The following is a 22,260-nucleotide window of genomic DNA, read 5'->3' as shown; positions in this document are numbered from 1 at the left end:
GCAAGATATAAATTTTGTACGGATTGCGGAATTCAGGATTTTTTGAATTACTCAAAAATGCTGGTAAAACTATCCGTAGCAAATCCGGCCCAAATACCCAGCCCACCTTCTATATTCGTATATACGGGTGTTGGTTCTGAAAAAGGATCAGAGAATGTATTCTTCTGTTGTTCAAAGGTTTGATAGTATTTGTAAAAAGCGGAGTCAGTTGTACCCAATCGTATGACCCACTGTTGGTGATAATTTTTAATAAAATCTAACCGGGAACCAGGTAGAAAAAAATCAAGCTTGAAAATGCTATCATTTAGCAGTTTATCTGAAAAAAAACGCAAATCCTGATAAATTGTCAACTGGTTGTTTCTGTCTGGAAATGCCAACCTGCTGCTGAATTCAACCATAGGATTGTCTGTTTGCCATTCCATAGGCGTTTTTATTCCAGACAAAGTATCTAAAGCGAAAAAGTATAGAAAAAAATAATTAGCGATATCGGGTTGGGGATCCAATATGTATACACTGAGCTGATCCATAAACTGCCCATTACTATTTACCGTTACCGAATCCGCGATTTCAGCGTATTCTATTTTCCCGGGACAGGGAATTTTTAGCTTGGCAGATACGATCGGAAAGCCTGTCAGGAAAGCGTTTATCAAATACATTTCTCCTACTTGAGGAAGAATGGTATCGGATGTAAAAAGGCTTGAATTTCCCAAAGGCATAGGATAAATGGTATCGGAGGTAGATATTATCTGCATTTTTATACCTTGCAACGAAAGATTGTCCGGAGATTGGTAGTAACTCTGACTCTGACTAACGAAAACATCCCAGGGTTTATCCGCTTCAATGAAGCCATTAACGACTAATACAGACTCGTAAGGCGGAGGTGTAATGGGTACGGTTCTTTCGCAACCTATAATTGTTGCCCCAATAATAATGCAGATTAATATCCAATAATAATTATTCATATCAAAATGCCCACTGATAACTTACGATAGGAAGAATGGGAAACAAACTGCTTTCGATCACAGATGCTGTACCGGGACGGCCATACACACTAACTGCAAATGGATTTGCCCGATTGTATAGATTATAAACACCCAGCTTCCAACTTTGAGTTCCTCCCCAGCGAGATTTTTTTAGGGTAATGCCGACATCCAAACGATGATATGGTTTAAATCTATAGCTATTTCTTGAGCCATAGAAAACGATAAAATCATCAAATGCAAAACCGTCTATCCAGGGATGCGCTGCGTAACCGCCAACGGGTAAATTCCCGGTCTGCCCACTCTGATAGCTCCACGTTAAATCAAAAGATATATTAGGTTTCCATAAATAATGAAAGACCAGATCGAAATCATGACGGCGATCATATTTGTAAGGAAATGGTTCACCGTTGTTTAACAAAGTAAACTGTCGCCGATGCCAGGCAAGACTATAACTTAACCATCCGTCAAATCTGCCTTCTTTTTTGCGCAAAAGACCCTCTATACCATAAGACCACCCTTTACCTGTTACCACCTTTTGTTCCCATAGGGGAGTATTTGCTAATTGAGTACTCACTCCGTCCATAAACATATTTGCTCCTTCCTGATATTCAACCATCCCTTTCAATTGTTTGTAATAAGCTTCAAGGGTGAGTTCCCAATATTTGCTCTCATTCCGAAAAATACCTGCCGACAACTCCCAACCCGACTGAGGGCCGATATTAGGAGTAGAAGGTACCCACAGGTCAAGCGGCATACTTACTGTAGAATTGCTGAGAACATGGATAAATTGCCCCATTCGGGAAAAAGAACCCCTCAGACTAGTTTTTGCGTTAATGTCAAAATTTACTGATACTCGGGGTTGTGGGATGATTACTTGCTTATCCCCGCTTATAAAACCATTTAATCTTAAACCAGCATTTATCTGAATTTTTTTTCCTAACCCCAATTCATCTTCCAGATAGGTATTCCATTCATAGGTTTGAATGCGGAATCCGGAAGCATTCCTATCTTCTGTCGCAGTGGAGTCATTATCCTGTTCAAGGATAAATGCTCCCGGTGTAAAAAGATACATTCCGGCATTCGCGCCTAATCGCAGAGTATGATTGTGGGTTATGGAAAATTGAAGATCTTCTGCTATTGTCCAATTCTGAATGTCCGATTGAAAGCTCAGAAAAAATTTCCGGATCGTTCCGTTGCTATTTTGGCGTAACTGATCACTAATATCGAACCGATAAATTGTATTATATAGCGTTAATTTGCTGAGCCACGGATTCGCTTTACCGGAAGTCCATCTCAGCATCGCTATTCGATTACCCCAACCTAAAGTATATTTTTCTTCCAGACGGAAATTTTGATTGTCAATCGTTACAGACTCATCAACCTGAGTACTAAAGCGATCCTTTCCTGTATAAAAACTGGCAGAAATCACATTTGTCGGGTTTAATTGATGGTTTATTTTAAGGGTAACATCAAAAAAGTTATAGCTAAGCACTTCCGGATTCTGACTTATCCGTTGAATCGGGTTCGCAAAAAAATCCCAGAAACTCCGGCGTAGGGAAATCAAAAAGGAGGTGCGTTCCTTGATTATAGGCCCCTCCAGAAAAATCCTTGAAGCAAGTAGCCCAATTGTGGCGCTTCCTTTTATATTCTGAGTATTCCCCTCCCTAAGCGAAACGTCCAATACCGAAGACAATCTACCTCCATATCTTGCCGGAAATCCGCCTTTATAAAGATTTATTTCCTCAACGGCCTCCGTGTCAAAAATTGACAAAACCCCCATTATGTGACTGGGATTATACACCGGAACACCATCCAGCAAGATAAGTGTCTGATCGGGACTCCCCCCACGTACATGTAAACCGCTGCTCGCTTCATTGCCTCCCTGAATCCCCGGCAATAGTTGTATTGCCCTCATCACATCAGGTTCTCCTCCTAGGGCAGGTACTCGGCTTAAATGTTCGATGGGTATATTTAAGCGTCCGATTGTCTGCTCTACCCATCCGCTTTTTGCAGTTATGATGACGGGATTCAGTTGTCTTATTCCCGGTCTGAGTCGGAGTGAAAGCGTTTGGGCCTGGGGCAAAATTACTTTTACCGTATCAGATGTAAAACCTGCCGCTTTCGCTATAACATAAACGAAAGCGACATTATCAACTGCAATGTCAAAGTAACCCGAATCCGTAGTCGTAGTTCCCTCCTGGGTTCCCATGATATAAACCTGAACACCTGCCAGCGTTTCCTCATTTTCGGAATTATACACATAACCGGAAATGGAAATTTGTCCGGAAAGAGTTAAAAAGGCTATTAAAAGCGTAAAAAAACATAAGGTTCGCTTCCCTAAAAGAAAATTTGCATACGTTTTTTCCCCGCCTTTCATTCTGTACGGCTTGCATAAATCTCCATCTCCATTCCATTGTTTGCCAATGCGGTAGGGCCTTGTGTGGAAATATGCAGAATATCCTTATCCAATGTAACAATGGTAAATGGCCCCACCCACTGTTCTGCGGAGTTATCTATGCCCGTAAAAAGGGATAAATTGAGGCTTCGGCCATTACCTTCCGGCTCGTCACTAAAGGCAAAATAGATGCCTTCTATTTTTTTCCCATCGGGGAAAACACGCTCAATTATGCAATCGGCAGCCTGATAGTCTTCACAATGAGGAAACCGGAGGGTTCCCAAATCATTAGTTATTACACTGTCGCGGTTATCCGACAACATGATTTGTATTTCAGTAATCTGCCAGTTACCCTCCAGTTGTTTGTGGATTTTGTTTATAAATCGCTGGTTTTCGCCTGTACAGGCAAACATAACCAGGCTAATAATCATGAATGTAATGGCTTGAATGTGTCGCATAAAGGTTGTTTTTGTGAAAATTATAATATACCCTAAATGTAAATATATATTGTAAAATTAATTGCATGTATAACCGCCACTGTGGGTACCAGTAAGATACCATACGATTTTACCCGTATTATAAACCTGCCAGTCAATATCCGTATTCATGATTGGTAATCTTCCCATATCGTCATCATTATCTTCATATTCCCCCCCGGAGGTATAGGTTGTATTTGTATTGGGATCTTGATATTCAATAGAGTAGGTTTGTTTGCCTCCTCCATCAGTTTCATATACCTGAACGATAAGGACATCCCCATATGTACCGTAACTCCAGTTAAAATAGTCTGTAAGTACACATTTCCATTCGTTGTTTTTGACCTGAGACTTAGTCATCGTTGTGAACACTGTAGCTATAGGCTCGGCCCATAGTTTAGGTGCATGAATATGAAAGGCAAACTCTGCGGTATTGTTGAACCAACCGCTTTCATCTAGCTGAGCCCAAGTTGCCGAACTGTAAATGATTCTTAATCCAAATGCTTGTCCATCTACTCGTGAACTCGACGGAAAATCTATATCCTGATTTAAAATAAGGGTGTTTTGAATCCGCTCATTACCTTCGCTATCGAAAAGTTCACTATAGCCAAGTACCAGTGTTGGATTTAATGGCTCTTCCGAAAAAGAAATAAAATGCTTTCCTCCTTCGGAGTCGTACGCCACCATTCTGTTTTGTGGGTAATTACGAGAATAATTTTCACAAGCTATGGCAGGGACAAAGGTTTTGATATCCCAACTTTCGCAAAAAAGTGGAATAGAAACCTGTAGTTGAGGAACTGTTTCTATGAGGCTTGTTAGTCTTATCTCTACAGATTCAACATCTTTGGAGAACAATTCCGAATATGCATGAATTAATTTTTCGGAAAGAGTTTCGGAAGCCGAAATAGTTACTTGACCAAATTGGGAAGCGAGAATGATATAGCCTTTATCTTTTCTTTTCATAGCTTCTTGTCTAATGGCTTCACGTACTCGCTCATCTTGGAGAATTATAGCCATAGCCTGAGCCAATCTTTGCACTTCTAAATCAATAGAAATTGGTGACTCAGAAGAAACTGGGGTTAGCGGGGGGGGGGGGCTTCATGGCAAGTAAAAGTCAGAGTACTAACCATCAAAAGTAGAATTGAGTTCTTAAAATTCAACATACATTCAATTTTTAAATAACTAGAAATTTGAATATTCCTCATATAAAGAAGCATTATATAAAGAATATTTTATTTTTCAAATTTTAAAGAACACAATTCTATCTCTTTTTGGGCAAAACATCACAAATCAATAAAACCTAATCACTTATCCGCCATATCCCATCTTCCCGAATATCAATCAGCCGCTGTTTGTACAGTGCGCCGATGGCTTTTTTGAAGAGTTTTTTGCTCATCGCAAAATGTTTTTTGATTTCCTCCGGATCGCTTTTGTCGGTAACGGGGAAAAATCCGCCGGAATCGGAGAGTTTTTGTAAAATTCGCTGGGCATTGGGTTCGACGGAGGCATAACCCTGGGGATTGAGACTAATATCTATTTTCCCGTCACCGCGAACGAGTTTGACATATCCTTTGAGTTTGTCGCCGGTATGTAGCGGTTGAAAAATTTCATTCTCATAAATCAATCCACTGTACTTTTGATTTACGATGGCTTTGACACCGAGGTCGCTCCTTTCCCAGATGATGAGATCCACCGCCTCGCCGTCGGCGAGGTAACCGCCTGCGTTATCACTCAGGTATGCGCCAAACCTGGCCGTACCCACCAGCCGGTGGGTCGTCAGGTCTTCGTACAGATATACCAGATATGACCTGCCCTCCACCATTTTTTGCGTCTGATTGCTAAACGGAACGAGGAGATTTTTTTCCACCAAACCCCAATCCATAAAGGCGCCTGTATCATTGACCTGAAGCACTTTCAAATAACCAAACTGCCCTACCGTAAGCAACGGCGTTTCGGTCGTAGCAACGATGCGATCTTCCGAGTCTTTATAAACAAATACTCTGGCTTCCCCTGCTGTTTCCTGGTCTTCTGTTATATATTTTTTGGGAAGTAATACCCGCTCACCGCTGTCTTCCTCTCTCAGATATACACCTGATTCTGTGCGCTTTTCCAGCTTCAATGTCTGATATTCTCCAATTTTTATCATACTATATTTTCTCTCATATGATGGGTAAACACCCGATATCCGTACACCGCAATTACGCAAAAACATATCAATGGAAGCGCAAAAGATATACGTACACCTGAAATTTGGCCAAATGAACCGGAATCCATAATCAATGCCTGCAACGGCGGCATGACAGAACCACCCAAAATCGCCATGATCAACCCCGCTGCACCAAATTTGGCGTCATCTCCCGTTCCCTCCAAAGCAATCCCGTAAATGGTGGGAAACATCAGCGACATACAGGCCGATACGCCTACCAGACTATAAAGACCTGCCATTCCACCGACAAAAATCACACTCAGCGTCAATAGCATTCCACCGATAGCCAGCCACATCAGCAACACACCCGGACGAATATATTTCAGCAAAAACGTGCAGATAAACCGGCTGGTGGCAAATATGATCATCGCATAAATATTGTATTGCTGCGAAAGTACCTCAGCGTCCTGCTCGGCCATTCCTTTTCCCACAAAGATTTCGGTGCCGTACTGAATGATAAACGTCCAGCACATGATCTGCGCTCCTACATAAAACATCTGGGCAATCACGCCTTCCCGGTATCTTTTCAGTGAAAACAACCGCTCCAGACTCCCCATAATATTGAGGTTTTTGCCGCTTTCCTGATCACGCGGCATTTTTACCACAGCGATAACCACCAGCATGACAAGAATCACCAGGCCTATCACCACATACGGATTTCTCACAATTGCCAGGTCAGCCATTTTCACCAAATCAAACTGCTCTTTCGGCATCATTTCCCTTGCGGCATAATCTGCGGGATTCAATTTTGCGACGATCATCTCCTTCGCTGTCCACATTCCCAGCAGAGAACCCAGCGGATTAAATGCCTGGGCGAGATTTAGTCTTTGGGTGGCGGTTTTTGTATCGCCCATTGAAAGGATGTAGGGGTTGGCGCTGGTTTCAAGGAAGGAAAGTCCGCAGGTAAGAATAAAATAGGCAATCAGAAATGGCCCAAACATACCCGCAATACTCGCCGGGATAAACAAAAAAGCGCCCAATGCATACAAGCCCAATCCTACCAGGATTCCCGATTTGTAGGAAAATTTTTTGATAAAAATCGCCGCAGGAAATGCCATGGCGAAATATCCCCCATAGAAAGCAAACTGCACCAGCGACCCCTGGAAATTGCTCATCAAAAATATCTTCGAAAACGCCTTCACCATTGGATTGGTGATATCATTGGCAAATCCCCAAAGGGCAAAACACGAAGTAATCAGGACAAATGGCACCAGCAGGGCCGACGCAATGACAGGAATTTTTTTGGACGGGTTTTCCATTTTGGGTAGTAGTAGAAATGTAAGATTACAAATCTGTAGAATTATCGGGAATTTTGACTCAAAATCGCAGCAGATATCTCGTCAAATAATGATGCTTCCAGCCCGCCCCTTTTCCAAAAGTTGACAATTGATTTTGCCTGCGCCATATTGGTCGGCCCCACCACTACCCGATCGGCCTCCTCTATGGAAAAAAGATAGCGAAGGGCAAGTTCGGGCAAAGCTATTCCTTCGCGGTCAGCCAGTCGTTTTACGGCTATGGCGGTGTCAACATCGCGATGGGTGATCCACTCGTTGTCAGGTCGGTTTTGACAGTATTCTTCAAATCTTTCCCCGAGCAACCCCATATGCAGGGCGGAGGCAGCGTAAAGGGCGATGTTTTCTTCTTTTAGCCGGGGAATATAGGTTTTCATCGCGCTGAGATTGCAGGCGTCGAGCCCGAGGAATCCGGAAAGAACGTCAAAGTTTTGCCGGGTGAGATGCGGCATAAACCTTTCGCCGGGATTTCCGCCGACCCCCAACAGGTCGGTAAGGCCCTCGTCACGAAAACCCGAAAGTGTTTCGAGGATTTCTTCGATTTTATCAGTGGGAACCAGGTGTGGTTCATGCAGAAATAGCAGGGATGCTTTCGTTTGACCTAAGAGGTCGAGGCTGCGGAGCAGACTTTCTCTCATGGCTTTGGGAGAATAATCCACATAACATTCATCCGCTCGCTTCGCTGGCAGGCGCCCGACTTTTGTACTGACAAATACCTCCCCCTCCCATTGGCGGAGTGCGTTGCCGAGAATTTTTTCGGCAAGATGATAGGAGGGCGCCGTGTCGAGGGAATTGATGCCACTTTCGAGCATATACAGGATGACATCGACCGATTCTGATTCATCTATTTCCCCCCATACACCGCCCAATCCGGAGGTTCCGCAGACCAGTCGGGAACCGTTGGAGAAGTGAGATGACTGCCGGTAAATGTCCTTTTTAAAAGCAGGCGAAATGCGACCGTAAGACATAAGTGAGTAAATAGGTTAGGGATTCACGATTTAAATGGCGACCTTTGATACTGATTGATTACTGCATAGTTATATTCCCTCCACTCTACGCGCACACTGCGCGATATTTCCTGTGTGATAATCTTATATCAAAATGACCTGCGCTGAAATCCTGGATTTTTCAGGTCTGGTCTTATTTTTCAACCATTAACTTAATTATATGATAATTATCAAGATTAAAGACAATGAAAACATTGAAAGAGCGCTGAAACGCTATAAAAAGAAAATCAAAAATACAGGCATTCTGCAGGAAGTACGCGAACGCCGGCATTTTGAAAAGCCTTCTATTACCCGCAGAAACGAAGTAGATAAGGCGAAATACAAAGAAAAACTCTTCCAGGAATACAACCAATAGGTATTCCGAACCTTAGCGGTAAGTAAACCCCAGTTTATCCAGTCCTGTTTTCACTTCAGGACATGACATAAAGAGATCCCACAACAAACCGCTCCGATGGTTTTCTATCATTACTACAATGGGCCCCTGATCTATCGCAAGATATTTTTGCGGGTACCAGTTTTGTGTCTCGGAAAAAGCATCGTAAAAGCCGTACGGTCCCCATATTTTGTCTCCCAGGTCATTGTAAAAATGACGCAGGGCGTCCATGCTGTATTCGGGTGTGTAGGGGAAAGATGACAGCGCTGCCGTCGGAGAAATCACACCCAAATCTTCTTCCGGTTTATGGCCGCTGTATCCATTAGGTGAATAGCTGGAAGTCAGCCCCCAACAATTTTCGCCATAACCGACATATCCGCTGGGATTATTGATACAATACTGTCTGTCGATCAGCACATGGTTGCGGTTATGCTCCCAGTAATCTGCATATTGATCTTTGAGGTGGCGGGGATCCAGTCCCAAAAACGAATAATGCGACCAGAATAACGGACCGCCATATTCCGGGGAGCCGTTGTGTTTTAGCGCAAGCGTATAGCCATATTTTGTTGGTCCTCCTACAAAATTTCCATTCCTCGCCCAGCCTTCGTGATACACTTCCGCAGGTACACCATGGGTAGGCGATGAAGCTGCCAGCACATAGGTGATCAGACACTCGTTGTATCCTTCGATTCCAAAATTCATTTCCCAGGCAAAGTTGGGCGACCAATGCCAGTAAAGGATATTCTTCCCGTTTCTATACCAGTCCCAGTCGATTTCCTTCCATAAAGTGTCCATCCTCCACGCAAGTGCCTGCTCTTCGGCATTGCCTTTCATCAGATATTGCCGGGCACAAAGCAATCCCTGCGCCATATAGGATGTTTCCACAATATCGCCGCCGTCGTCTTTCGGACTAAAGGGTTTTACCTTCCCCGTCTCTCCAAATATCCAGTGCGACCATGCGCCGTGAAACCTGTCCGCTTTTTCCAGAAATGTCGTAATCTTTTCCAACCGGGCTACCCCCTCCTCTCTTGTAATATATCCGCGATCCATGGCCGCAATGATCGCCATTACCCCAAAACCCCCACCCCCTGAGGTAACTACATTTTTGTCGTTTTCGGGGTAAACGCCGTCCACATGAAATCGCTCACGCGCCAGACCGGAAACGGGTTCTGCGCCATCCCAGAAATACTGAAAAGTTTGTTTTTCCGTGAGGTCCAGAAGTTCTTCATCCGTCAGCTTTGTCACGTTTTCAGCGGTATCGGGCTGGCAGGCGGCCACGAGGAATAAAGAAAGTAGTACAAGGAAATAATTAGGACGAATATTCATTGTTAACTGATTTTAATAGGTAAATCCCAGTTTGGTAAGGCCGCTTTGAGTCTCCGGACACGACATAAAAAGATTCCACAAGAGGCCGGACCGGTAATTTTCGATCATCACAATCTCCGGTCCCTGATCGATTGCCAGATAGGAAGTGGCAGTCCACGATTCTGTCAGGTTAAAGGCATCATAAAACCCGTATTGTCCCCACAATTTGTCCCCCAGCACATAATAAAAATAGCGGATGGCGTCCATAGATTCCGTAGGTGTAAAAGGAATAGAACTGATAGCCGCAGTTGGCGTAATCACCCCGAGATCGTTGGTGGGAGAATGCGCAGAATAACCCTGGTGGTTGTCACTCGCCGTAAGCCCCCAGCATTGATCACTGTAACCCACAAATTTCTGCGGATTTCGGATACAGTACTCCCGGTTGATCAGGGTATGATTGACTACCTGCTGCCAATAATTGGCGTAGGCATCGGTCAGGTTGGTCGGATTTATACCCAGAAAGGTATATTGTTCAAAAAATAATGGGCCGCCATAGTCTGGTCCCAGCGGAAGCAGATAATTGCTGTAATAGGTATTCCCATTGGCCATGGCGCCATTTTGCGCCCAGCCATTTTGATACACAGCGGGCGAAATCGAATGTGTGGGAGAAGCCGCGGCCATCACATAAGTAATTAATGCTTCGTTGTAGCCAGTAATTTTGTGGTTTTTCACCCAGCCAAAGTTGGGAGACCAGTGCCAGTAAAGCACATTTTGCCCACCTTGTGTGTACCAGTCCCATTCGATGGATTCCCACAACAAATTGATTTTACTGATCAGATCATTTTCCTGCAGATTCTGATCGTTTAGATATTGTCTTACAGTCAGCAGCCCCATTGCCATATAAGAGGTTTCTACCAGATCGCCGCCATTATCATCCGGGCTAAATGGTACGACTTTTCCTGTGTTACCATTGAGCCAGTGAGACCATGCACCGTGAAAACGGTCTGCGGTAGCAAGGAAATTGACAATCTTCTCCAGCCGGTCAACGCCTTCCTGCCGGGTAATAAAACCTCTTTCGATTCCAACCAAAATCGACATCAAGCCAAAGCCCGATCCACCGGAAGTCACAATATCTCCGGACGTATTTCGCTCCCGGGAAAGGCCGCTAACCGGATGGGCAAAGTCCCAGAAATATTTGAAGGTTTGTTCCTGCACAAGCGTAAGCAAAGCTTCGTCAGTGATAACAGGAAATTTGGGCGTGGTATCTGCTTTTGCGTAAAATTTTTTGGTTAGTCCAGTGGTAAACGAACTCCCGGACAGGGATAAAAGTCCCGGGTTGATTTTCAGTTCATTCACGGAAAAAGAAGCTACAGGGCTTGCCGGTGTTAAAATAAAGGCATTATTACTGTCCGGCATATAAGTCAGGGAAAAATCTTTCAGCACACCCTTTTCGGTTACCCGAAGTTTCTCCCTGAAAGCTGTAAGGTCCACCGGTTCGGAAAACACCACCTCTATATTGTAAATAAACTCCACGCCTGTGATTCTCCCGCTTTGCTGGAGCGACTGTCCATCAACACTGGCAGATCGCAGAATTAACGGAAGCGTCAATGTGTTAAAGTTTCCGGTAAGTCCGTCGAAGGTTTCGCCATTTTCCCCTTTGATCTGATCTGTCAGTACAATTTTGTAAGGAGTATTGGGCAGAAGATCAGCCGCTGGCTTTGCTGAGATGGTTTTATTGTTGTCGAGAAAATTGTACGTAAGCGGAATAAGTTCGGAGTCATTTTTATATAAAAGTACATTACCCGTTACGGATGAGACGTCCAGTGCAACCGCAAATCTTGCGACAACCGGCTGATCCAGTGGCACATCGTTTACTGTATTAGTAAAGGAAATGTCTTTTGTTCCGACTTTCAGTGAAGAAAGCTGAAGTTTGTCAGCCGGCGGTACAACCGGATCTTTTTTGCAGCTCCAGACAAAGATAAGTAGAGAAACCAGAAATACGGGGAGGCGGAAATTTTTCATGTGAAGGAGAAAATAGAACAGGGGAAACCACCGGTAGCGTTTCGGGGGCATCCCCTGTTCGTTAAGTTATAATGATAAAATCAAACGGGAATTACTTCTCAGCATTGTAAAGTTCCAATACATCTGTACCACTGAGTGCCGCACTGAAAATACGGGTATCATCCAGCGCACCTTTGAAGTGGTTTGCATCTACATTGTTATAATTCCCCCATGGCTCATTGCTCCAGTGGGTAGTGGTGCGGTCATGGTTAAACCCGAAAGCAAGCCCTTTTCCAATAACATCAGTTCCGGCACCGCTGTCATCAAAGGTAAGTCCCGTGATCAAATCAAGTCCGGGCACATTCGCCAGGTTGTCGGTTTCGATGAGTTCACCATTGATATAGAAGTGGCGTTTGTTGGTCGAGCCATCATATACAAAAACCATGTGCGCCCATTTGCGGTCAAGCAGCGCGCCCATTCCACCGGTAGTGGACAAATCTTTTTCGTACTCAACACCTACCCAGCCACCATTGTCACCGCTTTTTCCATCAGCGTTGATAAAAAAGTCATTGACAGTAGTGGTAGCATCAGATTTTTGGTAACGCCCGGTATGCTTCAGCGCACTCATTGGTTTCTGAATTTCAACAAAAAATCCATAAAGGTCACCTACCCCCATGACAAAGTGACCGCCAACATGGCCTACAGAATCCAGTCTTATCCAGAAACTTACCGTCCAGTTGTTGGTCAGCAGTTGATCTCCATTGGGAATTTCGATGATACTTGCATCACCGTCAAAATAAGCAGCACTGCCCTGGTTGCCAAAGCGGTCTTCGCCATAATCAACGGCGACGTCAGTTCCGTTGTAAGAACCTACCCCATCAAGGGAACTTCCATCAAATTTCCAGAAAGCTTTCTGGCTTGCAGATTGCGGAGGCACCACTTCTGCACGGCCCGCAGAGTTGAAAGTACGGGTAGCCTGGTTAAACATGCCACCGTCTGCTGCCATAATGCCTGAGCCCAGGGTAAGGGTATATACCTGTCCGCGATCAAAGGCAGCATCAGGACTAATGGTAACCACCGCACCTGCTAAAGATACAGAAGAAGTAACCATATCTGTGCCTTTAGCCAGCTGAAAATTGGCACTTACAACCGTAGCTGCATCAACATCACGGGAGAACGTAACGATGATTTTTGCATCCAGCGGTACATCCACTGCTGCTGCTGCGCCATTCAGGTCAATAGAAACATCGGATCCGGACTGAAGGTCAGTACCATCAGCCTTTATACCTGTGATCGTCAAAAGTTCCAGATCTTTATCCTTACATCCAGAGATCAGAACAAGACCACTGATAAGAACCATAAAAAACACATAACTCAGTCTTTTCATAGTGATTTAATTATAATAAGTGTAAAGTTTAAAATTTACCAGTTTGGATTTTGAGTGAGTGTCCCTTCCGAAAGGTCTATCTCACTTTGGGGAATAGGCAGGATCTCGTGTTTACCTGCAACAAACCCCAGGGGTCCGAGTACAGCCGGCGCTTCGCCCGTGCGTACCAGATCAAAAAAACGGTGTTGTTCCAAAGCAAGTTCGGCACGGCGTTCCTTCCATATCAGTTTCCGTAATTTTCCCTGATCGGTTTCGGTGACGTCGGGAAGGATACTGGGGTTGCCACCACGCGCCCTTGCCCTGACCTCGTTGAGGTAAGTCAGTGCTTCACCGGCTTTCCCGTTTTCGTTGAGTGCCTCGGCAGCCATAAGCAACACATCCGCCAGACGCAAAACTCTTACATTAAAGTCCCATGATTCCAGCGGGGTTGTGCCGGGAACCCATACTTTCTGATTGTAACATTCGATCTCCAGTATTTTGGTTTTAGAGGGATCGGTATAGGTGGTATCGGGTGTGGAAGCATCACCGGTGATGAGTATGCCGTCCAGCTCTTCCCCAATAAAAATCACGGTAGCATCCAGGCGCGGGTCGTTGGGTTCAAAAGAATTGATCAGATCCCATGAAGGTCGGTTAAACCCCCAACCCCGGTTGGGGCCGCCTCTTACCCCCTGTGTATTGCCAAACTGCTGTCCGCCCTGCCCAAATCCTTCGGGCAAAGCGCCGATCTCAAATATCGAGCCGGGGCCAAATTCTCCGCCTTTGGAAAAAACATGCCCAAAGTCTGGGTCGAGGCTGTATTGACCGGAGTTGATTACTTCCAGCGCATATTTTTCGGCGTTGGTAAAATCTCCTTTAAACAAATAGACTTTTGCCAGCAAACCTTTGGCTGCGCCTCTGGTCGCCCGGCCCATGTCTATTCCTTCGTATTCGCTTCTTTCCGGAAGGTTTTCGATGCTGTAGAGCAAATCTTCAATAACAAGATCATAAACTTCTTCTGCCGTATTCCGCACCAGTTTTCTTTCAGGTGTGATGGTTGTGACAATCGGAATCCCGCCATATCCTCTTACAAAAGAGAAATAGGTCAGCGCCCGGAGAAATTTTGCTTCGCCAATCAGTCGTTGTTTTAAACTTTCATCCATCTCAATATCCGGTGCCCGCTCAATGACAAGATTGGCCCGTTTGATGGCGAGGTACAAGGTCTGATACCAACCACTGACTGATTCGTCATTGGGATTGTAGGTAAACTCTTCAAAGGCCTGAATCTGGATTCCATCGGCAGCATTACTTCCTTTGGTCGCATCGTCAGACATGATATCCAAAATCGGAAATCCTTCATGGTACCGCCAGTCCCGGAGGGTATTGTAGATCGCATTGGTAGCCAGAACCGCATCCGATTCGCTTTTCATAAAATTGGTTTCTTCCAGTTCGCCCAGCAGACCTTTATCCAGAAAACTACCGGAACAGGCAGAGAGCAGAACAGCACCAAAAGTCAGGATGATATATAGTAAATTTTTCATTTTTCAGAAGGTTAGGTTTATGCCGACAGAATACACAGTTGTAACAGGATAAATGCCCAGATCGATCCCGGAAGAAAGCACATTAAAGCTGGCGATCTCGGGACTGTAGCCGGAAAACCGGGAAAGAGTCAGAAGGTTTGTTCCTCGTACAAATACACTTGCCTGCCCGATCTGGTATCGGGATAAAAGATCTGAGGGAAGATCATAAACGAGCGACAGACTGCGAAGCCTTACAAAAGAGCCATCTTCCACAAACCAGGAGGAAGGGGAATAATTTAACCCGCCGGCAGTAAGCCGGGGTTCGGTGTCGCTGGTTCCTTCACCGGTCCAACGATCCAGTACGCTGGCTTCGAAGTTGTACAACTCTGGTCTTACGGCTTTTTTTCCGTTGTAAATCTCATTGCCAAACTGCCCTTGTATGTCTGCCGAAAGCCGGATATTTTTATATCCTGCTTCAAAATTAAATCCTAACAACAGATCAGGAATATACGAGCCGAGCATGATACGGTCATCAGGCGTGATTTTTCCATCCTGATCTACGTCTTCGTACAAAAGATCTCCCACACGCTGACCTGAAATCGTCGGAAGTGTCTGCAATTGTTCCTGATTCTGTATAACCCCGATCACATTATATCCCCAGAATGCACCTACAGGAAGGCCCTTTTCTGTACGGGTTACCAGTTGACCATTTCCCAGACTTCCATCCTGAAGAAACTCATCCGCTGCGCCGATCTCCAATACTTTGTTCTGTACGGTCGATCCGAGAAAACCGAGTGAATAATGAAAATCGCCGATCGCGTGTTTCCAGTTAATATAAAACTCGAATCCTTTGTTTTGTACATCCGCAGCATTAAACACTACCCGCCGAAATGCGCCATTGCCAAAATGCGCAGGCAACAAAAGCGGAACAAGCACCTGACTGGTCTGTTTGTTGTAATAATCGATTTCTCCGGTGAGGCGATTGTCAAACAGGCCAAATTCGAGCCCTGCGTCAAATGTTTCTGTCTGTTCCCATTTTAGGTCAGGATTACCTGCATCTGAAAGTGTGGCGCCGGGCACAAGTCGCTCGTCAGTACCAAATACAGCTTCAAGACCGCCGGTACTGACTCTCGCAAAACGCGCCTGATAAGGGATTCTGTCGTTGCCATTGATCCCCCAGCTTGCCCGAAGTTTCAGGTTGTTTAGCCATTTTACATCTTTCAAAAAAGCTTCTTCCTTTAATCGCCATCCTACTGCAAGCGAAGGAAAATCACCGTATCTGGCGTTGTCGCCAAATTTGGAAGAACCATCTCTCCGGAAGGTAGCAGTTACCAGGTAGCGGTCCAACAGGGTGTAATTGGCTCTGAAGATATAAGAGATATAGGAGTAATTTTCTGCACTGTTGAATGCATCAATTGACGTGGCATCGCCTGCATCGATATACCACAGGCCGGATGTTTCCCGGAGAAGATCTTCAACCGAAGCGGTCAGCCCTTCCCGTTTTGTATCCTGCGCGCTGTAACCAGCCAGAATGTCAATCCTGTGTTTGTCAAAGTCTTTATGATAATTGAGGGTATTTTCCCAAATCCAGGCTCTCTCAACTCTGGCAGCTTTGGTCAGGTCGTTGATGGCATTTTCCTGGGTTGGAGATACATAATACACAGGGGTAAAACTTACAGCCTGAATGCCGGTCAGATCGAGCTGATAACTGGTGCGGAAGGTAAAGTCTTTGAGAAACTTGAGTTCGGCATACAGATTCCCTACGGCACGCACTTTTTTATCGTTGTTGTTGGAATATTCGAGGCTGGCCAGTGGATTGCCCGAGCCTTGCACTTCTGCAAAATTTCCCTGATCGTCATATGGAACAGAAATAGGCCATGCGCGATAGGCACTGGCTACGACATTGGGGGCGCGATTTTTATTTTCCCGGGAAATGGTAAGGTTGTTGCCAAAGGTAAGAAACTTACTGACTGAATAGGTATTATTCATCTTAACAGCTATTCTTTCGTAGTCCGACTTTTGGATTACCCCTTTCTGGCTATAATAACTACCTCCGACATAATAGGTAGATCGGTCACTTGCACCCGAAACCGAAAGTTCGTATTTCTGAATAGGGGTAAAATCGGTAAAAATAAGGTCCTGCCAGTCTGTATTGGGCAGAATATCCAGATTGTTGTAAGTACCAGGCTGAATCTCATTCACTGCTGCACCAAATTCTTTTCCATTCAGCAAATCCAGCCGGTTGGAAACACTTTCCACGCTGTAGTTGGCACCCATTTGAAATACCGGCTTCCCGACTTTCCCTCTTTTCGTGGTAATGATAATAACGCCATTGGCTCCCCGTGTGCCATAGATTGCTGTTGCCGAAGCATCTTTGAGGACCTCCACCGATTCGATATCACCGCCGTTAAGGAATGAGATATCATCCAGAATCACCCCATCCACGACAAATACAGGGGACGCTCCGCCGAGGAAAGTCGCAATACCGCGAATCCTCACTACCGGATTTTCTCCTGGGTCTCCGGACACACTGCTGATCTGCACGCCCGGCACTTTTCCCTGAAGTCCCTGCAACACATTGGACACCGGAATTTTATTAATTTCTTCCGCTTTGACTGAATAGACCGAGCCCGTCAGGTCCCGTTTTCTGATTGTACCATAACCAATCACCACCACTTCTTCCAGCGTACGCACATCGATTTCCATCGCCAGATTGATTTCAGTACGGTCGCCGATCGGGACCTCCACAGATTTGTAGCCGACATAGGAAAAAACAAGTGCAGTTGCATCATCGGGTACATTTAGTGAAAAAATGCCATTGTCATTGGTCAGTGCACCGACTTTCATGTCTTTTACCAGTACCGTAACTCCGGGCAGCGGATTTCCAGATTCCGCATCGGTTACTTTTCCCGTAAGTTGGCGAAACACTTCACTGGCAGGCAGAACAATGATTTTTTGCACAGGCTGTTTTCGCGGTTTTAATACGACAGAAATCGTATTGTTGATCAACCGGATTTTAAGATTTGCCTGATTGGCGAGACCTTCCAATACCGTTTTTACATCCTCATTTGCGTAGTCGAGGGTATAGGTTTCGGAATGGGTTTTCACCTTTTCATCGTAAGCAAATGAATAACCTGTTTTTCGTTCCAGCTCATCAAAAACATCCACCAGCCGGGCATTTTTCAGGTGAATATTGATATACACCATGTCCCAGTTTTTCTGGGCATACACCGACCTGGCAGGTAAAATCCCCAAAAAAGAAAACTGGAGGAATACAACCAGAAAAATCCGAAATACGGACGCAGGTAAAATTTTGTCAGGTAGTAGCATACGTTAATTAAGATTGGAATTACATACAGATATCTCCGTTGAGGCGTATTTTTCGCTCATCGACAAACTGATAGTCAAGGCCCTTGATAAAGCGAAAACTTTCCAGCACATTTTTTAGCGGCTCGTTCTGGTATTTGCCGGTGATACGACAATTTTGGAGTTCCGCAACATGAAACTCAATTTCGATATCATACCATTTTTCAAGAATAGGTTTTATCTCAGCCAGGCTCATATCTTCAAAAGTCAGCAAACCATTTTTCCAGGCGGAAAACTGTTCAGATACGACTTCCCGCTTTTTCCATTCTGTATCAATGAGAACTTGCTCATTGGGAATGAGGGTTACAAACTGGCTGGAAGTTTTTCCGGCTACTCTTACCTTTCCGGAGGAAACGGTTACGGTTGGTTTTGCGCTGTCATAGGCCGTAATATTAAAGGAAGTACCCAATACTTCGGTTTTGACATTTCCTGTATAGACCACAAACGGGCGGGAAGAGTCTTTGGCGACTTCAAAAAATGCTTCGCCTGAAAGTTCTACTTCGCGAATTTCATTCGAAGGATTGATACAAATATTGACAGTCGTTTCCGCGTTTAACCAGATGACTGACCCGTCGGAAAGACTGACTTTGCTGCGCTCTCCGCGTATGGTCGAGAAGTCCTGCGACTCCGACACAATCATATTGTCAGCTTTTGGGGTAAAAGGAAGTGGGGCATTTCGGAATAGTCCATAGCTCCCCAGCAGGAATGCTGCCGCTGCGGCAATTTTTGCAAACAGATACAAAGGACGCTTTGGGCTTTTTTTAAGTGCCTGTCTCTCCGCCAAATCGTACTGAGAAAGTTCTTCCCTGATTTTGCTCAACATCTCGTATTTGAGCATTTCCATTTCCCCGGAGGGAAAGATTATATTTTTACTTTCCTTTTTTTCGAAGGATTCGTAAAACGCCTCAACCAGTTTTTTTTCTTCTTCTGTACAGACACCTTTTATATAGCGATCCAGCAGATCTTCCAACGATTCCTGATTCATGCGCTTGGGGTTTACAGGTAAGTACCTCTACCCCTGCATATCCCCTATGTGAGGTAAAAAAAAATTATTCCCGGAGGAAAATACCCGCCTGTTTTATATCGCAGAGGCTTTCTTCCCGCATAAACTGTATCAGCGAAAACCGGTAGGATCCTGGCGCAGAAAGCGGAACTTTAAAATCCTGGCTAAATGTCCATCGATTAAATTCACCCAGCCAGTTTCCTTCGGCATCCATCAGCGTGTCATTTAACATAAAAGTCAGGGACTGACCATCGGGCGTTTCGCACAGAAGCCGGAGATAGAGATTCCGGTAGGAATATTCGGGGATAAATTTCACTTCTACCCCCAGTTCAGCAGTAGTTTCTGCTCCGGCATGTTCCATTTCAAAATGAATCGTATCCCCGATCGCCCAGCAATTTTGGTCAAATGATTTTTTCGCCAGAAAAGGCGTCTGATTGCAGGAAACAATAACCGACAGGAACAACAGGCAGAAACCCGCTATTGTCGCATGGTTATTCTGCGGGTGGTTTTTGTGAGTTCGAATTGGCATCCGGGTTTTTAGGTTTTCTCCTGAAGTTCCGATTCTGGTTATTGCGGTTATTTTTGCGGCTGTTGTTATTGGGGTTGGCGTTAGTGTTACTGGTATTGTTGGTATTGTTGGTATTGCCGGTATTATTGCTATTGTTGCTATTGTTGTTGTTGTTTCGCCTTTTGTTGCGGGAGTTTTGTTTTCTTCCCTGCTGTTCTTTAGGTGGCAATTCCGTACCTACAACATCCACAAAGTCAAACTCGGGACCGGTTTCAATCGCCTGCGAAATAGTAGCCAGCGCCTCTGGTTTTTTACCTTTGGCATTCATCGCAACGATTTCCTTTACTTCAGTTACCGTCATCGGATACCACGTGGTTTCGTTTGGATAACTAAACCACATTTTTCCTTTGAATATATCGGTTTTCTGAAGGAAGGCACGTCCCTTTTGCGTATCGATCATTTCCACATTTGGAAACCCTTCGAGAGCATCCATGTATGCATCCAGCTCAAAATTGAGGCAGCATTTCAGGCGCCCACAGAGGCCGGATATTTTCATGGGGTTGAGCGAAAGATTCTGATAACGGGCAGCAGAAGTGCTTACAGTTTTAAAATCTGTGAGCCAGGTGGAGCAGCAAAGTTCCCGGCCACATGATCCGATTCCGCCGACAAGGCCAGCTTCGTGTCGCAGGCCGATTTGTTTCATTTCCACCCGAATACGAAATTCCCTGGCGAGGACCTTGATCAGCTCGCGGAAATCCACGCGGTGATCGGCGATATAATAAAAAATCGCCTTGGCGTTGTCCCCCTGATATTCGACATCGCTGAGTTTCATGTCGAGTTTTTGCTCCAGAATAATTTCCCTCGTGCGTACCAGCGTGGGCTGCTCGCGTTCGCGGACCATCTTCAGCTGCTCGACATCGCCTTCATTGGCTTTTCGGTAAATACGGGGAATTTCTTTAAACACTTTGGAACCACCTTTTCGGCGCATTTGCAATTCGGCCATGATTCCACCTAAAGACAAAACCCCCACATCGTATCCCCTTTCACTTTCTACCACTACGGTATCTCCAATATACAAACGCAGCGCGTTTACATTCCGGTAAAACCCCTTTCGGGTGTTTTTGAAGCGAACCTCGTATATATTATCTGCCTCCGATTTCTCGGGAGAAAGCATATTGTTCAGCCAGTCGTAGGTGTTGAGTTTATTACAACCACCTGTCGCACAGCCTCCTTTTTGTCCGCAACCAGATGTAGAACAACCGCCACTACCACATGTTCCACAACCCATATCTTTACTGGTTATTACATTTATTCAAAACCTCCGCTTCACAAGCGGAGGAACAATGCTTAAATGTAAGGATTTTTTTACTAATCGTGCAATTAATTCCCTTTGAGGACTCAAATGGGGTCGCGCCGCTCCTTCAATTGCATATCGATAAAGCGGTAATACTTTTTGCTGAAGAATTTATCCTTATACTTTTGAAACAGCGATCTGACAAAATCTATTTCGTTGTTTTTGAGATGGGTGAACAGCGATCGGGTGATAAAGACATCGTGTGGTCCGTTGGTAAGCAGGGAATCTGCCATGCGAATGCGGGATTCGGTCACCAATAACTCTTGCGGAGATAATGAATCGACATTACTGGCTGACAGTGAAGGATCCAGCGCCGAAAAATAGCTGTTGAGATACAGATAATAGTAATAAGAAAACACTGCGGCTTCATTATCTATTTTTACCTTATCGAGCATATTTGCAGGTATATCCCGGTTATAGGCCCGGCTAAGTTTCAGATAGGCTTTTTGGTAAAGGATTTCGGTTCGTTCAAAATCTACAAACCAGTCGGGCAACGAGTCGTAAATCTGCTGCTCCGCCAAAAAACTCAGCTCTCTGGCTGCCATCGAATCGAGTTTCAGGCTGAACTGCGTAAAGTCTTCCGAATCCACAATACTCCGCGTAGACCGAAGATGAACTTTCTGAAACCGGTTGGTTTTGTTTTTATAATAGGAGCAAATGCCGGAAGTTGTGCCATCAAAATTGAGAGAATCGATAAGATAGGCACTTGGATCAACGGTAGCATGTACCACAAGACTGGTATCGCCCGGCACCAGAAAAATTTCAAGGTCTTCGTCGTCGATAAACAGCACTGCCGGCCTGGGGCTATTGACCTTAAAAGTGAGTTTATATTGGTTGGGACCGGCATCGCGGGCTTTTACAAGGAGTCTTTCCCCTTCGAGAATATTGTTGAACCGCCCATAAATATCATGAACGATATTCGACCCATCAATCACTACCCGTACCGTAGTGGTATCATAAAAGTCATACGATGGATCAGGGGGCGTCCGGTGTTCGGCATGATAGGCAAGACCATATACATACATGCACATGATCCCGACAATAATCCAGGGTACAATCGGTTGTTTCATGGTAATTTGGGGTGTTTGTAAGAATTTCCAATTTATGG

17 protein-coding genes are annotated in these 22,260 nt (G+C 45.0%); 1 reads left to right on the top strand and 16 read right to left on the bottom strand.

The window, feature by feature from the left end; translation table 11 throughout:
• Window positions 1-47 precede the first annotated feature (47 nt).
• From R3D00_01440 to R3D00_01410, 7 genes are all read right to left on the bottom strand, one after another.
• Window positions 48-962 carry a DUF4249 family protein gene (locus tag R3D00_01440; protein MEZ4771813.1) on the bottom strand — a complete coding sequence of 305 codons (915 nt, stop codon included), beginning with the start codon at window positions 960-962 and terminating at the stop codon, window positions 48-50.
• Window position 963: 1 nt separating this feature from the next.
• The gene (locus tag R3D00_01435) at window positions 964-2,676 is read right to left on the bottom strand and encodes a TonB-dependent receptor (protein ID MEZ4771812.1); all 1,713 of its coding nucleotides are present in this window, start codon (window positions 2,674-2,676) and stop codon (window positions 964-966) included.
• Between the two features lie 680 nt (window positions 2,677-3,356).
• Complete coding sequence (locus R3D00_01430; protein MEZ4771811.1) at window positions 3,357-3,836, bottom strand: hypothetical protein; 480 nt, start codon at window positions 3,834-3,836, stop codon at window positions 3,357-3,359.
• A 57-nt stretch (window positions 3,837-3,893) separates the two neighbouring features.
• Window positions 3,894-4,871 (bottom strand): hypothetical protein, encoded by a 978-nt coding sequence (locus R3D00_01425; GenBank protein MEZ4771810.1) that lies wholly within the window; start codon window positions 4,869-4,871, stop codon window positions 3,894-3,896.
• 283 nt (window positions 4,872-5,154) lie between these two features.
• Window positions 5,155-6,000: a S1-like domain-containing RNA-binding protein gene (locus tag R3D00_01420; GenBank protein MEZ4771809.1), complete on the bottom strand. Its 846-nt coding sequence runs from the start codon at window positions 5,998-6,000 to the stop codon at window positions 5,155-5,157.
• A complete protein-coding gene (gene fucP / locus R3D00_01415; protein MEZ4771808.1) occupies window positions 5,997-7,319 on the bottom strand; it encodes an L-fucose:H+ symporter permease in 1,323 nt (440 codons plus the stop codon). Before fucP ends, R3D00_01420 begins: the two co-directional genes overlap by 4 nt.
• A gap of 41 nt (window positions 7,320-7,360) precedes the next feature.
• Window positions 7,361-8,320 (bottom strand): aldo/keto reductase, encoded by a 960-nt coding sequence (locus tag R3D00_01410; GenBank protein MEZ4771807.1) that lies wholly within the window; start codon window positions 8,318-8,320, stop codon window positions 7,361-7,363.
• Window positions 8,321-8,519: 199 nt separating this feature from the next.
• Here R3D00_01410 and rpsU point away from each other — a divergent pair, with 199 nt between their 5' ends.
• Window positions 8,520-8,714, top strand: a complete 195-nt coding sequence (gene rpsU / locus R3D00_01405; GenBank protein MEZ4771806.1) for a 30S ribosomal protein S21 — start codon at window positions 8,520-8,522, stop codon at window positions 8,712-8,714.
• A gap of 12 nt (window positions 8,715-8,726) precedes the next feature.
• On the opposite strand, the gene R3D00_01400 is transcribed toward rpsU, so the two are convergent.
• The 9 genes from R3D00_01400 to R3D00_01360 form a co-directional block, all read right to left on the bottom strand.
• Complete coding sequence (locus tag R3D00_01400; protein MEZ4771805.1) at window positions 8,727-10,058, bottom strand: glucoamylase family protein; 1,332 nt, start codon at window positions 10,056-10,058, stop codon at window positions 8,727-8,729.
• A 12-nt stretch (window positions 10,059-10,070) separates the two neighbouring features.
• Window positions 10,071-12,059, bottom strand: a complete 1,989-nt coding sequence (locus R3D00_01395; GenBank protein MEZ4771804.1) for a glucoamylase family protein — start codon at window positions 12,057-12,059, stop codon at window positions 10,071-10,073.
• Between the two features lie 91 nt (window positions 12,060-12,150).
• Window positions 12,151-13,425, bottom strand: coding sequence for a LamG-like jellyroll fold domain-containing protein (locus tag R3D00_01390; protein ID MEZ4771803.1), 1,275 nt, complete (start codon window positions 13,423-13,425; stop codon window positions 12,151-12,153).
• 35 nt (window positions 13,426-13,460) lie between these two features.
• Window positions 13,461-14,942, bottom strand: a complete 1,482-nt coding sequence (locus R3D00_01385; protein MEZ4771802.1) for a RagB/SusD family nutrient uptake outer membrane protein — start codon at window positions 14,940-14,942, stop codon at window positions 13,461-13,463.
• Between the two features lie 3 nt (window positions 14,943-14,945).
• Window positions 14,946-18,251, bottom strand: coding sequence for a TonB-dependent receptor (locus R3D00_01380; protein ID MEZ4771801.1), 3,306 nt, complete (start codon window positions 18,249-18,251; stop codon window positions 14,946-14,948).
• Between the two features lie 19 nt (window positions 18,252-18,270).
• The gene (locus tag R3D00_01375; GenBank protein ID MEZ4771800.1) at window positions 18,271-19,272 is read right to left on the bottom strand and encodes a FecR domain-containing protein; all 1,002 of its coding nucleotides are present in this window, start codon (window positions 19,270-19,272) and stop codon (window positions 18,271-18,273) included.
• Window positions 19,273-19,336: 64 nt separating this feature from the next.
• Window positions 19,337-19,819 carry a gliding motility lipoprotein GldH gene (locus R3D00_01370; GenBank protein ID MEZ4771799.1) on the bottom strand — a complete coding sequence of 161 codons (483 nt, stop codon included), beginning with the start codon at window positions 19,817-19,819 and terminating at the stop codon, window positions 19,337-19,339.
• Window positions 19,782-21,086, bottom strand: a complete 1,305-nt coding sequence (gene ricT / locus R3D00_01365) for a regulatory iron-sulfur-containing complex subunit RicT (GenBank protein ID MEZ4771798.1) — start codon at window positions 21,084-21,086, stop codon at window positions 19,782-19,784. The genes R3D00_01370 and ricT overlap by 38 nt, the downstream gene beginning before the upstream one ends.
• Before the next feature lie 110 nt (window positions 21,087-21,196).
• Window positions 21,197-22,222 carry a hypothetical protein gene (locus R3D00_01360; protein MEZ4771797.1) on the bottom strand — a complete coding sequence of 342 codons (1,026 nt, stop codon included), beginning with the start codon at window positions 22,220-22,222 and terminating at the stop codon, window positions 21,197-21,199.
• Window positions 22,223-22,260 lie beyond the last annotated feature (38 nt).

Source organism: Bacteroidia bacterium (assembly GCA_041391665.1).
In the GTDB taxonomy this organism is placed as follows: domain Bacteria; phylum Bacteroidota; class Bacteroidia; order J057; family J057; genus JAGQVA01.
Note: the sequence above shows the minus strand (reverse complement) of the source record. Positions and strands in the feature narration are given on the sequence as shown.

Excerpts from the sequence above, each read along its gene's own strand:
- R3D00_01440 (MEZ4771813.1), bottom strand. The coding sequence starts at position 962 with ATGAATAATTATTATTGGATATTAATCTGCATTATTATTGGGGCAACA.
- R3D00_01430 (MEZ4771811.1), bottom strand. The coding sequence starts at position 3,836 with ATGCGACACATTCAAGCCATTACATTCATGATTATTAGCCTGGTTATG.
- R3D00_01425 (MEZ4771810.1), bottom strand. The coding sequence starts at position 4,871 with ATGGCTATAATTCTCCAAGATGAGCGAGTACGTGAAGCCATTAGACAA.
- R3D00_01420 (MEZ4771809.1), bottom strand. The coding sequence starts at position 6,000 with ATGATAAAAATTGGAGAATATCAGACATTGAAGCTGGAAAAGCGCACA.
- fucP (MEZ4771808.1), bottom strand. The coding sequence starts at position 7,319 with ATGGAAAACCCGTCCAAAAAAATTCCTGTCATTGCGTCGGCCCTGCTG.
- R3D00_01410 (MEZ4771807.1), bottom strand. The coding sequence starts at position 8,320 with ATGTCTTACGGTCGCATTTCGCCTGCTTTTAAAAAGGACATTTACCGG.
- rpsU (MEZ4771806.1), top strand. The coding sequence starts at position 8,520 with ATGATAATTATCAAGATTAAAGACAATGAAAACATTGAAAGAGCGCTG.
- R3D00_01400 (MEZ4771805.1), bottom strand. The coding sequence starts at position 10,058 with ATGAATATTCGTCCTAATTATTTCCTTGTACTACTTTCTTTATTCCTC.
- R3D00_01395 (MEZ4771804.1), bottom strand. The coding sequence starts at position 12,059 with ATGAAAAATTTCCGCCTCCCCGTATTTCTGGTTTCTCTACTTATCTTT.
- R3D00_01390 (MEZ4771803.1), bottom strand. The coding sequence starts at position 13,425 with ATGAAAAGACTGAGTTATGTGTTTTTTATGGTTCTTATCAGTGGTCTT.
- R3D00_01385 (MEZ4771802.1), bottom strand. The coding sequence starts at position 14,942 with ATGAAAAATTTACTATATATCATCCTGACTTTTGGTGCTGTTCTGCTC.
- R3D00_01380 (MEZ4771801.1), bottom strand. The coding sequence starts at position 18,251 with ATGCTACTACCTGACAAAATTTTACCTGCGTCCGTATTTCGGATTTTT.
- R3D00_01375 (MEZ4771800.1), bottom strand. The coding sequence starts at position 19,272 with ATGAATCAGGAATCGTTGGAAGATCTGCTGGATCGCTATATAAAAGGT.
- R3D00_01370 (MEZ4771799.1), bottom strand. The coding sequence starts at position 19,819 with ATGCCAATTCGAACTCACAAAAACCACCCGCAGAATAACCATGCGACA.
- ricT (MEZ4771798.1), bottom strand. The coding sequence starts at position 21,086 with ATGGGTTGTGGAACATGTGGTAGTGGCGGTTGTTCTACATCTGGTTGC.
- R3D00_01360 (MEZ4771797.1), bottom strand. The coding sequence starts at position 22,222 with ATGAAACAACCGATTGTACCCTGGATTATTGTCGGGATCATGTGCATG.